This is a genomic window from Eubacterium uniforme (assembly GCF_900167115.1).
GTDB classification, from domain to species: domain Bacteria; phylum Bacillota; class Clostridia; order Lachnospirales; family Lachnospiraceae; genus Eubacterium_S; species Eubacterium_S uniforme.
Map to the genome: position 1 here is coordinate 43,444 of NZ_FUXZ01000012.1, position 14,714 is coordinate 58,157.

Sequence of the window (14,714 nt, forward strand, 5' to 3'; positions counted from 1 at the left end):
AGAAATTTTTGAGAAAGTGTACAAGTTGGGTAAATACTTGAAAAATACAGGATAAAAATATATAATGTTAACGTTGTGTCGGTATTGATAAAAAAGAAAAGAGGAAGTAGTTATGTCAAAGTTAACATTAAGATTTATAGCGATAACAATAGCAGTTGTTATGTGTATTGAAGTTGCTTTATTAAGAATTGAGAATAAGGTATACTCGTATGAAATTATATCAAGTACTGAAATTAAGAATTCTTTAGATAAAGCGAATAAATGGATTAGAGATAATCAAGATAAAGATGGAAGTTTTAAGATTGGAATGGAGATATATGATGAGGAAATAGCCTCGTATTATTTATCTTCAGTAAAAGAAAGTAAAGAAATAGTTGATAAATCATTAAATTATTTAAATACAATAGAAGCAAGAAACAATGATGACTTATTTAGAATGAATCTTGCTAAATACATGAATAATAAAAGTGCCGCCAACATTGATTTTGAAAAATTGCAAAATTATGATGGCGGTTTTTCTATTTTTGATGGATATGAGAGTGATACTTTAGACACAATATTAGCTCTTGAAAATTTGTATTTAAGTGATGATTACGCACTACAAACGATTGAAAAGGTATTAATGTATATAAAGAAAAAACAAAATGCAAATGGAAGTTTTTCATATAACAATGAAGAGGAAAGTATCTTTTTAACAGCATATGTATATAGAGTATTAAAAGATAATCTTGAATTAAGTGACGGAAATGCCTATAAGGGTATTGTCGATAAAGCCTATGATTACTTATTGAAAAAAGAAAATACAAAGAATGCATGGGGACTTGATAAAGCAAGTATAAAGAATACTTTAATTTGTACAAGTGCCTTACTTGGAAATGATGATAATACAAAGAGTAGAATAAAAGAAATAAATGATAAGTTATCTAGTGATGGAAGTTTATATGAAGATGTTGAACTTACAGCAATGTATATTTCTATAGCTAGCGATTACTTACAAATGATTAATGAAAAAGATGTTGATTCATATATTAAGAACATAGTATTAGCAACAGAAGATGGAAAGGTAAAAGCTTATACTGATATTTTGTTTAAGCCTGTTATTGTTGGATTTAAAGATGGTATGAGTGTAAGTGGTGTTTTGTATGACGAAGATGGAAATAGTGAGGTGTTAGAATATAATGAAAACACCTTTGTTTATAATACAAAAAATCATCTTGGTAAATGCCATATTTTAGTAACTTTAATAGATGAGAATGGTGAAGTTATTTCTAGTAAAATTAAGAATTTTAATATTGAAGAATATTTTGAAATTTCTAGTTTGAATATAGAAGTTACTCCAAAAGCATATAAAATAGGATCTAATAGAAAAATTGAAATAACTCCAAAGGCATTTGTTTTAACAAATACAGATAGAAAAACAAGTGCATCTATAAGTGTTGAAGATAAAGATGGAAATATAATTTATATGGATGAAAAAGAATTAGTTTGTGGAAAGGATGATAGATGTGCTTTATATGGTACAAGTGCATTTGTCCCTGAAATCGAAGAAAAAGGTTTATTAAAAGTTAGAGTTGTTATACATGAAGGAAATAAGAATTTAATTAGTAAAATCACATACGTTAAACTATTTGAAACTGAAGATGAAAATAGAATAGATATTGATTATAAAACAAGTGAAGATTTTATTGAGAAAGATACAAAGAGTGTCGATGTTGATTTTAATTTATCTGGAAAAGGACTTTCAGAGACTATTAAAAGAAGACCTATGGACATAATAATTATTTTAGATGATTCTGGAAGTATGAGTGGAAAGGATTGGAATGAATCAATTAATGGTGCTATTAATATTATTTCGAAAATGCAACCTCAGGATAGAGCTGCATTCAGATTTATTACAAAAAGTAAAATGGAACACCAATTCTCCAGTGATAAAGAAGAATTATTAAAATGGATAGAAAGTAAAAGAAACTTCTTTATGTGGGGTGGTACACCAATATATAGAAATATAAATTATTGTATAAACGATTTTGAAGATGAAGAAAGAGATAAAGTTATTTATCTATTTAGTGATGGTGTAAGAGAAGGAGATGAAAAGGTCTTAAATGAAGATGGACTAAAAGAAAAAGAGATTACAATTTATACAGTTTTACTTGAAAGTAATATAAGCGATAGGAATTTGCCAAAAGCAATAGAAGATATGACATACTTGGCTGAGTCAACAGGCGGAAGATTTATAGGAGTAGAAAATAGAGAGGATATTACAAAGTGTGTTGATGATTTGGTTGGAGATATCTTCAAGATGGCCGGAAGAGAAGTCGCTGTCTCAATGACTTTGGGTAGGAATGTGCCTTATGAACATATAACATTTGAAAGCGAACCTGATGAAGTTATTGAAAATGAAGATGGTACTAAAACAGTTAAATTTTTGAAGGATTATATTAGTGTTGGAGAGGAATTTGGGATAAAAGTTTCATTTGATGAATTAGATGAAGCTGAAAAAGGTGATAGTATAAAATTAATCGAAAATATAAAACTTGAGTATTCAAATGAGAATGATGAAAGTGTTGAACGAACATTAGATGATATAGAGTTAGAATGTGTTAAGAGAACAAGAAAAATTAGTAGCGAGGAATCAGATGGAAGTGTTCAGGATGAAGAGATAAATACTTTAACTGATGATGAGAAGAATCTATTATCACATAATAAGAAAATTGGAGAAGAGGAAGAGAGTTTAAAGTTAGCTGGAAGTGTTGATTTTATTAATGACGAACACTTTGTAGACGAGAATATTGTGGCTAAGGTCAAAATGAATCTTGAAGGAAATAAAGTTGTTCAGAATATTGATAGTAGTATTGTTTTAGTGAATGTTAATGATGAAAACATTAAAGTTGAAACAGAAAAGAATATTAGTATTGATAGGAAAAAGACTACGGTTTCTGACGTTGAAGTAAAGACAGATAAATTAAGTGAAGGAGAATACATTGCAGTTCTTGTTGCTAAAATCGATGGTATATATCAGACACTTGATGTTACAACTATAAATCTTGACGAGAAAAGATATAATCTATATATTGAGGCAAAAACTGGTGGTAAAGTTAGTGGTAAAAATGGATTATATAAATCAGGAGAGTTAATCAAATTAAAAGCAGAGGCTAATGACGATTATGTATTTGATAAATGGGTATGTGCGGAAGACGTTCTTGATAATAATCAGATTAATAAATCTGAAATAGAAATTGTTATGCCAAAATCAGATGTTACTATTAAAGCTTATTTTGCAAAGAAAACAAATGTTGATCAAATAACAAAAATGAAAAATAAAAATAGCAATGGATTAGATAACGATAATAGTAATAATGGTCGTAATTCTGATAAAGATAAAACAAGTAAACCTTCAAAGAATAAAAAATCTGAAAAGAAGGATGTTGTTAAAGGAAAACGTAGAAGTAATAACAAGAAGATAGATGATGCTAAGAAGAATGAGACAGAAAACATTAATGAGAGTAAGTATCAGAATGATACTAACGAATCAACACCTAAGACAGGTGATTATATGAATAAAGACTTGATAAGAGTGTTACTGTTAATTCAGAGTATGTCACTTATAATAGTTTGTGTATTGTTAAAGAAAAAAGAAAAGGATTGTGCAAATGATAAGTAGAAAATTAAAGAATAAATATAATAGAATAATTACTGTTAATCTTGCTGTCATTTTAGCTGTAGTATCTTCATATGTACCGGATGCATTCGATAAGGAAAGAGTAAAAGCACTAAAAGAAGCTAGTAAGCAGAAAATATACGAAGTCCAGGAGTATGAGCAGCCAGAATTGAAGATAGAATCTGCTAAAAGCATTGTAACTTTAGCAGAAAAAACAGAAGAACTAAGTAGAACAATAAAAGCAGAAAGATTAGATAAAATTTCTGAACTTGAAAAAGTTATAGATGATACTAAAGAAGTTATAAATAAAGAGTATAAAGAGACGATTAAGTATACTAACTCTAATGTGATAATTAATAGAGCTGAAGAATATAAAAATAATCTCAGTAAGACAATTGATGAGTTAGATAAAGATGTACTTAATATAAAGAGTGGAATTAAGAAGGGTATTTCAGATAAGGAAACAAAAAAGAGTATTAAAAATCTTAATGATGATATTAAGAGATTAACTAAAAATCCAGTTAATGATACTATCAATGATAAAGATTCACATGGAAAGACAGATGGATATGAGGTAACTAAAATTGTTGGTGAAGAATTACCAAATTCGGAGATTTCTGCTAAAGAAAATTCAAAGAAATCATTAGATTCATCATATCTTGTTCTTAATGATGAGATTAAAAAGAAAGCAGATGAATTAGAAACACCAGTAAAGATATATGAGTATGTACACAATAATTTTGATTTTAAACCATATACAGGATTGAGACTTGGTTGTAATGGTACATATGATCAGAAAGCGGGAAATGATTATGATCAGGCAGCGCTTTTAATTGCTATGCTTAAATATAAGGGATATGATGCTAAGTTTGTTATAGGTTATGTTGATATAGACATAGAAATGGCCAAAGCATGGTTAGGTGTAAATACAGATAAAGCAGCTGTAGATGCGATAAGTATGTTAGGTATAGCTACACAGCATGGTGTTTATGATGGCAAGATTTCTAAAATTAGAATAGAGCATGTTTGGGTAAAAGCATTTGTTAACTATGAAAGCTATAGAGGTGTTGACAGAAATAATGGAAAAAAGATGTGGATATATTTAGATCCATCATTTAAGGAATATGAAGAAGTCGAAAAAGATGAGGATGTAGAAAAGTTAATATCTGAAAGTATGTCTAAATATGATAATGCTGAATGTGCAAGTATTAATGTTTCAAGTGAATTATCATATGATGATTTTTCAGGTGTTCATAAATTTGTAGATGTTAATAGTGATGATTCATTAGATTTTATAGAAGATGAATTATCAAAGGGAAAGATTGACACTAAAGAAATAGGTAGTTCAGTAGGAGTTAGATATATTAAGAAAGAAGAATTAGGATATTTACCTTCTGAATTGAAGTATTATGTGGTTAATGAAAAGTATGAGGGTGAAACTTTACCTGATGATTGTGTAGACACAATTTCGTTTTCATTAAAAGGAGCATTATATGCAAACGTTTTTGGCGATAATGCAGATGCAAGTATTAGCATTAATACTTCAGATTTATATGGCAAAGAAGTTACTTTATCATATGAACCAGAAACAAAAGAAGATGAAGCTCTTATAAATAAGTATGGTGATATTTATAATACACCTGCTTATCTTGTTAGAGTGTGCCCAGTTATAACTATTGACGGAGAAAAAACAATAAAAGGTAAGGCTCAAATACCTGGTGAATTTACGAATCTGATTTTAGACATAAAGGAAGCAGGAATCAATAATGTTAAGGTTGAAAATAGTTTGATAGCAGGTGGTGTATATTCTGTTATATTTGACCTAAACATTATGAGTGAGTCTGTTTTAGATGAAGCTACTACAAATATGACTTCATATGCAAATGAGTTTAGTGATGGAAAAGTAACAAATGACATTATGATTTCAAAGATGCTTAATGCAATTGGAACATCATATTTTGGATATTTGGATTATTATGATATTCTTTTAGCTAATGCTAATAACGTAAAGTTTGGTAGATGTATTAGTGAGTGTATTATAGGTTATACACCTAAAGTAAGTTCTATGTTAGGTGTGCCAATGGCCATAAAAGAAGGAACATTTTGTGTTGATGTAGATACTGATACTGCTGGTTTAGCATCTATTGAAGAAGATGACGAATCAATTAAGAATTACATGTTAATGAGTGGACTTATTGGTTCATATCTTGAAGGTTTTGTAGTGGAAAAATCATTTGGTGTAAAAGGAATTTCTACTGTTTCTGTATTTGAAGAAGCAGGGGAGAGAGGTATAGCACTTAAAGTCTTGTCAAAAGAAAACAAAGAAGAGATAGATGATTTAGAAATCGAATCATTAACAAAAAATGAAATAAAAAGAGCAATTAATGAAGATAAGGTTGTAATTGTTCCTGAAAAGGATATATATTATTATCAATGGCATGGAACAGGATACATAGCTCTTGATGCAAATACAGGGGAAGCATCATATATGATCAGTGGTAATCTATGTGGTGGAGAATCATGTAAGGAATTTGGCATGACGTTCGTTACCCTTTTGATGGCGGCAGCAACAATATTTACATTAGCTATTTTGGCACATTTCTTAATAGGTGCTGTAGGTATGATTTTAGGTGCTGCAACTGCGTTATCAGGTTCATTTAGTATATTGCAGATGGCTATATTAATTATGGGTGTTGTAGGAGCAGTATTCTCAATTCAAGAGATGGGAGAGGTTTATGGTAATTGGATAGATTATCTTAAGGATCCAAGTGGCAAGAATATATTAGAAATATTAAAGAAAGCAATAGAAACCGGATTATTGTTTCTATTGTTTGAATATGCTCTTCCAAAAGTGATTAAAGGTTTTGAAAACAAATTTAAAACTGATGAGTTTAAGGATTTTGTTAGAAGAAAGTGGAAGGATAGAGCAAAATTTGATTTTGCTGATGAGACTGGTGAAATAAGCTGGGGTGAAGGCGGAAAACCAGGTGAAGGTGGAAAACCAGGTGAAGGCGGAAAACCAGGTGAAGGTGGAAAACCAGGAGAAGGTGGAAAGCCAGGTGAAGGCGGAAAGCCAGGTGAAGGTGGTGAACCAGGTGAAGGTGGAAAACCAGTTGATGGTGATAAACCAGTCGATGGCGATAAACCGGTTGACGGCGATAAACCAGTTGAAGGCGATAAACCAGTTGACGGCGATAAACCAGTTGACGGCGATAAACCAGTTGATGGCGATAAACCAGTTGACGGCGATAAACCAGTTGATGGTAATAAACCAGTTGATGGTAATAAACCAGGTGATGGTGAAAAGCCAGGTGAAGTCAATAAGCCAGGCGAAGGCAATAATGCTCCAAGCAATGGAAATAATCCAGGAGGTGGATCTGGAGGTAATGTTGAATCAAACACTGATTTTTGGAAAGAGATAAAAAATAAATATGGTAACGATGTAGGTGACTTATTTGAATCATTCGGTGATGATGGTAAAAAGATGATTCAAAATTATGGCGATGACCTGGTAAATGCTACGAAGAGTTTTTCAAAGTCCGATGCAAAAGAAGCAATAGAACTAGTAAATAAATATGGTGATGATGCATTTAAAATGGTAAAGGCTAATCAGAATGGTGATGTTGTTAAACAAGTATGTAAAGGATTAAAGGAAAACGATATATCATTTGATGAGTTCCAAAAGTTCAAAAAATTAGGAAAAACTGAATTGGATAATTTAAAGATTTCAAATAAGGCTGAATATAATAGAATGACTAAAGCAGTGAAGGAAATAAGGGATAAGATAAAAATAAATAAAGGAACTAGAATGAAGAAAGTATTAACGGATGCTAGTGTCAAAGAACATTACATTGGTAACAATAGTAATGAGGTAACGGGTTTTGTTTCAAGAGCTGAAGATTCGAGATATTTAAGTCATTATTATGATGATGTAGTAGAAACAAATAGATTAGATTACTTGAATAATGGAGTGAGAGATTTTCCGGAAGGAGGTAATACTCATTGGGAAATGGAATTTAATGTCGATAAAGCTAAGGATATGTCACGAATTAAAACACCATATGGTGAACATTATGGTGGAAGTGTAAATGAACCTGAACCGTTTAAGGGTAATGGTTATACAGGAGGAAGAAATGATACTACTATTGCCGAATGGAAAATAGAAGGTAGAATAGAAATAAAAAATGGTTCGACACTTACTAAATATGTTGATGGTGAAATTGTAGAACAATATATATTTAAAAGTAATATAGGAAAGTGGGTGAAAATGTGAAATATATAAGATCTGGAAGATATGTAGGTTATAATGAAAAAGAGTATTATTTAAGTAATTATGGTTATATTGGTGATGAAGAAAATAGAGATAAGCCAGATGGTTATTATATATGTATTGATGATGAAGAAGATAAAGAAGAAGACTGGTACGAGGAATTAAGTGGTACAGAATATGCATATTATTCAAAGCCAGCTAAAGCAGAAGAAATAGAATATTTATATGAAATAAGTCATTATGTTATATGTAATGGTAGAAAGTATAAATGGTTTGATTATTATCCTGATAAGAAGGGATTGTGGGTATACGCTGCAAGTTGGGGGAGCAACACAAAGATTGATCCGAAATATGAAGTAGTTGAAAGTGGTAGAGATGGTATATATATAGAGGTCCCTTATGATGAAGTAACACTATATGAAACCAAAACATTTTTTGATAAGTATAAATATTTAAATGAAGATATTGAAGAAGTTTTAAGTGAAGAAACATATTTGATTGATGAACCATGGTGGTTTGAAGAAACAAAAGATAATTAGTTATAAAACTTGCAGTAGATGATAAAGTCATTTGCTGCAGTTTTTTTGTATATATGTTTAGATTTTTATAAATGAAAGAAAATCTAAACTATTAGGTGAAAAATGTAGGAGGAGATACAAATACAGGAAAACCTGAAGAAGGTGCTGGAGAGTATGGAAATAACTCTAGAAAAGATGTAGCAGACTTAATTGAATCATATGGTGATGATGGTAAAAAGTTGATTCAAAAATATGGTGATGATGCATTTAGTATGATAAAATCTAATCAATGCGTTGATGAAGCAAAGAGTGTTCTTGGAGGCGGATGTGGTACCAATGCAAGTTCGAAAAAGTTGAGAGAAAATCTATTGTCATCAGGAAAACCTGAACCGGCATATAAAAACGCAGCACATCATATAGTGGCTGGTTCATCACCAAAAGCAGCTGAAGCAAGAGCTATTTTGAAGAAATATAATATAGATATTTTAGATATGATAAGAGAAAAATTATTGGCAGGAATATTTTAGTGGAGGATATAAAATGAAGATTTATAAGTTGGATTTTGATGTTAATAAATTTAAAAGTATTCAACTATGTGAAAAAGTAGATGCAGATTTTTATCAGATGTTTGATGGTAGAAGCTTATCAAATAGTTGGATAGTACCTCGTGTAAAAGTGTATGATGATGATTTGGAATTAGAAGATGGTGATGCACCAGGTTTTAATATCCCAGTTTTAAATAAACGAGCGTATGAGGTTTTATATCCAATGATTTCAAATGATATTGAAGTTTTAAAAATACAATTAAATGATGAAATATTATATGGTATAAATGTTTTAACTATTATAGATGCAATTAATTATGATTTGTCTAAATATAAAACTTATAGAGATGGAAAAAGAATAATGTTTTTTGAAAAATATGAATTTATAGAGGAAGCTATAAAAGGAAAAAACATTTTTAAAATATCAGATTTACCACGAGGAGATGTTTTTGTTTCTGAAAAATTTGCTGAAACTATTATCGAAAACCAATTAAAAGGATTTAAACTTGAGTTGGTTTATGGATAAAACAATGAAAGAGAAAAGTTTGATTATAAAAAAATATAAAGATATGTTTGAGACATTTCGACTTGATTATGAGGGAACTCCTTTTTCTGTTGATGGTAATACTCATTGGGAATTAGAATTTAATCTAAAAAATGAAGGTGATTTGAAAAATATTAAGACACCTTATGGTAAGGAATTCGGAGGAACAGAAACCGCTCCGAAGCCATGCTCTAGAAATGGGTTCCTTTGGGGAGAAAATAACACAACAGTTCCTGAATGGAAATCAGAAGAATTGTTGGAAATAGATGATGGTTCATTATTGAATAAAGTTGTTGATGGTAAAGTTGTAGAACGTTATAGATTTGAATCTGGAAAGTGGGTGAAAATTTGAGTAATACAAGAATAGGAATATACGTGAAGTATAAAGGCAAAATTCTTAGAATGTCACATATATCAGATATACTTGAAGAAATACCAATTGATTATTATTTATATGTTAATGATGATGAAGATATCGACAATAAATGTATAAAATGGGGGCAAAGTATTGTTCGACCAGTAAAGGCTTATGAAATAGAATGGATGTACGAAATAAAACATTTTTTGATTTTTCAAGGAAAAAAATATAATGGTTACTGGGTTTTCCCTGATGAAGGGATTGTAGAATTAAGTATTTATGAAAAGGATAGAAATAGTTATGATTCGAAATATGATGTAATTATGGTAGCAAGAGGGGAATGGATATTAAAAGTTCCTATAGATGAAGTAACATTATATGAAACTAAAACATATCTTGATAAGGACAAGTATATGAATGAAGGCATTGAAGAAGTTTTAAGCGAAGAAACATATTTAATTGATGAGCCTAATTGGGCAGAAGAATAATAACAAAGCACTTGCTATTAATTAGCAGGTGCTTTATTTATATAAGAGTTGAAGATATGGCAAAAACTATATATAATGAAACAGTTAGATTTCGAAAACTGGAGGATGAGTATAATGAAAAAAGATGATGCAAAATTTAGGAATGTAGTTGGTAAATTAATATAGTTTTTTAGAATGATTTATAGAAAAAAATCTCGGTTCAAAACTGAGATTTTTTTAATTTCAAAAATTTGTGTAATTTTGCACAAAAAAATCTCGCAAAGTGCCAATTTACTTGACATATTTCATAATTTTATTTATACTTAAATAGAACAACTATACTTTATTAAAAGTATAATATTTGAATTCAGTTTTAATATAGAGAGATAATTTATGGGAAATTTTGAAACTACTACAAAGGTTGGGGGACTAAGAGCAGTAGATATGAAATTCAGACCAATTCGTGAATTTGAGTTCGGAGAATTGCAGTTCCTTCAATCTAGAACAAGGCTTAATACACCGGAATTAGGAACATTGGTTCCTGAAACTTTCAGAAAGGTTTCGGAACTTAGCAACCAGTGCGTTTCCTTATTTGAGTTGGAATTAAGACAATTGATTGAAAATATAAAAATGATGCAAGAAAGTGAATTCTATTTTAGATGGGTTTCTATGTATATGCCATTAAGATTTCTTGAAAGTAAGGATGTTCAAAAGTATCTTATGGATAAGATGGATGAGTCGAGAGTGGATACTAATAAAATCTGTTTTGAACTTAGTCCTGATATTCTTTTTGAAGGAAAGTCTATACATGGGACGAATATAGAGCATTTGCGAAATAGAGGTTTTCACTTTATGCTTACAAATTTCGGTGGTATGAATTCGCCACTTATAAGATTAGCGTACTATCCAGTGGATTTTGTACAGCTTAGTGAAGAGATGATAGGGTATTTGGTCGATGATTCCAGATCTCTTGCAGCTGTTGAATCCATAGTAGAATTTGCTAGTGGATTAGGTGCGGAAACCATTGCCGATGGAGTGATGAGCGCTGAACAGGCTGAGTTACTTTTTAAGGCACAATGTAGATATGGTTCTGGACCGCTTGTGGGTAAGTACGTAGCATCAAGACACTTAAAGAATAAAAAAGAAGAGAAACAAGAGGATAAAGAAGGATAATAATACTGAAGGGGGGGAGTGATTTGGCAGATAATATGCGTGATGTTGTGGAACTCCGTCGAACTGCCAAGGAAGTTAAGAGACATGTTTTAGTAACTCGAGTAATAGCACTCCTTATAGGGTTATTAGTGGCAATAATTGCTATTGTCTATATAATTTCGTACTTTTATGACAAGTTTGGAAGTTTCACGGTAAAAGTAAATAAATACGATATGGCTAGACAGGGATTGACACTTTCCGAAACACCAGAATATGATCATACCATTTCGGAGCTTAATGCAAAGATAGTTTATGATATGACTAATATTAGTGGTGAAGATCTTCCGGATAATATTGATAATATTAACGGAAGTCATAACGGTCAGAATTACATTGCATACACTTTCTATGTTATAAACGGAGGAAGCGATACGCTCTCTTATGAAGGTGAATTGTTTATTGAAAATGTAACTAAGAATGTTGATGATGCCATACGAGTTGCCGTTTATAAGAATGGCGAGAAAACACTATATGGTAAAACTAAGAGCAGTGGTGGCGGAAAAGAAAGCGATTGTGATGAGGAATTCCTTTCATCTGAAGTTATTATGAGAACTCAAAAGAAAGGATTTGCTCCTAAGGATAGAGATAAGTACACAGTTGTTATATGGTTAGAGGGTAACGACCCTGACTGTGTGGATGCCATCATAGGCGGAACTATTAAATTCCAGATGGATTTTAAGATTATAGAATCAACTTGATTTTAACAGAAGAAATACTTAAAGAAAGATTTGAAAGGCAGAATAGACTATGAAAAAAGTACTTAGCGTAGTAGTTGACATCTTAGCGTGGATATTACTTATATTTGCATTTTTAATAACCGTAATGGTATTTGGATCGGAAAAAAACAACGGAGTGCCAACACTCCTTGGATATAGCCCTATGAGCGTACAATCAGACTCCATGAGCCCTACATTTAAACAAGGCGATCTTATCATGGTAAAGAAAGTAGATGATTTATATTCATTGAAGAAGGATGATGTAATCACTTTCTATACTATTATTGATGGACAGAGAGTAATTAATACTCATAGAATTGTTGAAATATCAGAAGAAGATAACACAAAGAGATTCATCACAAAGGGTGATAACAACCAGATTGATGATGAAACTCCAGTAAGTGCTTCAGATATCATAGGTAAGTGGACTGGTACAAAGGTTAAAGGCTTAGGTAAGTTCATAGACTTTGTAACAACAAAGAAAGGTTTCTTTATCTGTGTACTTATTCCTATAGCTATATTCTTCATATTTGAACTATACAAGTTTATCACTGTTTTAATCGAAGCAAAACAGGGTGTAATTTCAGAAGAAGATGAAGAAGAAATTAAGAGAAAAGCTGTAGAAGAGTATCTTGCTAAAGAAAAGGCTGCTAAAGAAAAAGCAGCAAATGCAGAAGAAGCAGTAGATGATGTAGAAGAAATTGAAAGTACGGAGAGTACTGAAATTATAGAAGAAGCTGAAAATGTAGATGATACAGAAGCTTCAGATGATGTAGAGGGTACAGTTAAAGAGGTTGAAGAATCAGTAGCAGAAGACTAGGCATAAGAAGGATGAGAGGGTATAAATAGTGGACAAGTTTTTAAGATGGTTTTTCGAATTTATATCTGAAATGCTAAAAGGCTTTGAAATAATGTTTCAGGGGATAGGCCGAGGCATAATAAAGATATTTAACATTAAAAATTACATAAAGATATTTAAGACTTATTCCAAGGATTTTAGCACACCGGAGTGGATTCTTGCGATACTTACGATTGTAGTTGTCGTGGTTATTTACGTCCTTATACTTGTACTTATACTTATGATTATAAGAAAGTATATAAGATTTAGACATTCCATAGTAAGTAACGAAGATCTTCTTGAGGAAATATCTGTTCTTCAGAGAGATGTTATGAAGATGGCGAAAGAGAAAGACAGAATCATGGCCATGAAAGTTGCTCAGATAGGTGGCGGAGGTGGACCAGCTCTTAGTCTTACGTCGGAAGAATATGAAACAGAAGATGCAGAGAACATTCAACAGGCAGCAGGAGACGAAGGTATATTTATTACTCAAACCAGACGTTTCTCTAAACTTTATGAAGTTGATATGTTTTATAAGAATTACGAAACACCTAACTATGATAATGAAATCGATCTTCCAGGTGTATGTGAAAGATATCGTAACTTTGCATGTTCAAAGATGCATTTGTATTATGACATAAAAACTATAAGATTGTTCCTAGCAGGTATGGCTTCTACAAAGCTTATTATCCTTCAGGGTATATCTGGTACTGGTAAAACATCTTTACCATATTCATTTGGTAAGTTTTTAGGTATAGATACAACTATTGCATCAGTTCAGCCATCATGGCGTGATAGAACAGAACTTTTTGGATATTTTAATGAATTTACAAAGAACTTCAATGAAACCGAAGTTCTTAAGAGAATATATGAAGCAAGTTATAATGACAATGTTAATTTAATTCTTTTGGACGAAATGAACATTGCTCGTATTGAGTACTATTTTGCTGAAATGTTATCCATACTTGAAATGCCTAACGCAGATGAATGGGAACTTGATCTTGTTCCTAATGTATGGAGTTCAGATCCAGAGAATCTTGATCATGGACGTTTACGCATTCCGCAGAATATCTGGTATATTGGAACAGCTAACAACGATGATTCCACATATGCTATTTCAGATAAGGTTTATGACCGTGCTCAGCCTATAAACCTTGATGCAAAGGGTGTTGCTTTCGAAGCACCTGAGGCAGATCAGTTAACTATTAGTTTCTCACATTTGAATGATCTATTCCAGGATGCATTTGAAAAATATCCTATTTCAGAAGAGAATCTTAAAAAAATACATCAGCTTGACCTTTGGGTAATCGACAAGTTGAGAGTAGCATTTGGTAACCGTATTATCAAGCAGATGGGACTTTTTGTTCCTGTATATGTCGCATGTGGGGGCGATGAACTTGATGGTATTGATTACATACTTGCAACTAAAATATTCCGTAAGTTTGAATCTTTAAACCTTGCAATGCTTAGAGATGAACTTAAGGAATTGGTAGTATATATTAACAAATCATTTGGCAAAGGCAAGATGAATGAATCAATTGCATATCTAGAAAGACTACAGAAACTGTTCTAGGGAATCCGGAGGTTT

General features: G+C 31.3%; 11 protein-coding genes. All 11 read left to right on the plus strand.

What is annotated here, in order from left to right; translation table 11 throughout:
• Positions 1 to 112: 112 nt before the first annotated feature.
• The 11 genes from B5D16_RS09640 to B5D16_RS09690 all read left to right on the plus strand — a co-directional run bounded on the left by B5D16_RS09640 (position 113) and on the right by B5D16_RS09690 (position 14,699).
• Positions 113 to 3,661, plus strand: a complete 3,549-nt coding sequence (locus B5D16_RS09640; protein WP_078766779.1) for an InlB B-repeat-containing protein — start codon at positions 113 to 115, stop codon at positions 3,659 to 3,661.
• On the plus strand, positions 3,651 to 7,931 hold the full coding sequence (locus B5D16_RS09645) for a transglutaminase-like domain-containing protein (RefSeq protein ID WP_078766780.1): 4,281 nt from the start codon (positions 3,651 to 3,653) through the stop codon (positions 7,929 to 7,931). The genes B5D16_RS09640 and B5D16_RS09645 overlap by 11 nt, the downstream gene beginning before the upstream one ends.
• Positions 7,928 to 8,467: a hypothetical protein gene (locus B5D16_RS09650; protein WP_078766781.1), complete on the plus strand. Its 540-nt coding sequence runs from the start codon at positions 7,928 to 7,930 to the stop codon at positions 8,465 to 8,467. The genes B5D16_RS09645 and B5D16_RS09650 overlap by 4 nt, the downstream gene beginning before the upstream one ends.
• Positions 8,468 to 8,562: 95 nt before the next feature.
• On the plus strand, positions 8,563 to 8,973 hold the full coding sequence (locus B5D16_RS09655) for an AHH domain-containing protein (RefSeq protein WP_078766782.1): 411 nt from the start codon (positions 8,563 to 8,565) through the stop codon (positions 8,971 to 8,973).
• A gap of 13 nt (positions 8,974 to 8,986) precedes the next feature.
• Positions 8,987 to 9,517 (plus strand): imm11 family protein, encoded by a 531-nt coding sequence (locus tag B5D16_RS09660; protein WP_078766783.1) that lies wholly within the window; start codon positions 8,987 to 8,989, stop codon positions 9,515 to 9,517.
• A gap of 4 nt (positions 9,518 to 9,521) precedes the next feature.
• Positions 9,522 to 9,887: a hypothetical protein gene (locus B5D16_RS09665; RefSeq protein WP_143405097.1), complete on the plus strand. Its 366-nt coding sequence runs from the start codon at positions 9,522 to 9,524 to the stop codon at positions 9,885 to 9,887.
• Positions 9,884 to 10,381 (plus strand): hypothetical protein, encoded by a 498-nt coding sequence (locus tag B5D16_RS09670; RefSeq protein ID WP_078766785.1) that lies wholly within the window; start codon positions 9,884 to 9,886, stop codon positions 10,379 to 10,381. Before B5D16_RS09665 ends, B5D16_RS09670 begins: the two co-directional genes overlap by 4 nt.
• A gap of 372 nt (positions 10,382 to 10,753) precedes the next feature.
• A complete protein-coding gene (locus B5D16_RS09675) occupies positions 10,754 to 11,533 on the plus strand; it encodes an EAL domain-containing protein (protein ID WP_078766786.1) in 780 nt (259 codons plus the stop codon).
• 23 nt (positions 11,534 to 11,556) lie between these two features.
• On the plus strand, positions 11,557 to 12,270 hold the full coding sequence (locus B5D16_RS09680) for a hypothetical protein (protein ID WP_078766787.1): 714 nt from the start codon (positions 11,557 to 11,559) through the stop codon (positions 12,268 to 12,270).
• A gap of 49 nt (positions 12,271 to 12,319) precedes the next feature.
• Entirely contained in the window at positions 12,320 to 13,108 is a 789-nt protein-coding gene (locus B5D16_RS09685) for a signal peptidase I (RefSeq protein ID WP_078766788.1), read from the plus strand.
• 28 nt (positions 13,109 to 13,136) lie between these two features.
• Positions 13,137 to 14,699 (plus strand): hypothetical protein, encoded by a 1,563-nt coding sequence (locus B5D16_RS09690; protein ID WP_078766789.1) that lies wholly within the window; start codon positions 13,137 to 13,139, stop codon positions 14,697 to 14,699.
• Positions 14,700 to 14,714: the final 15 nt, after the last annotated feature.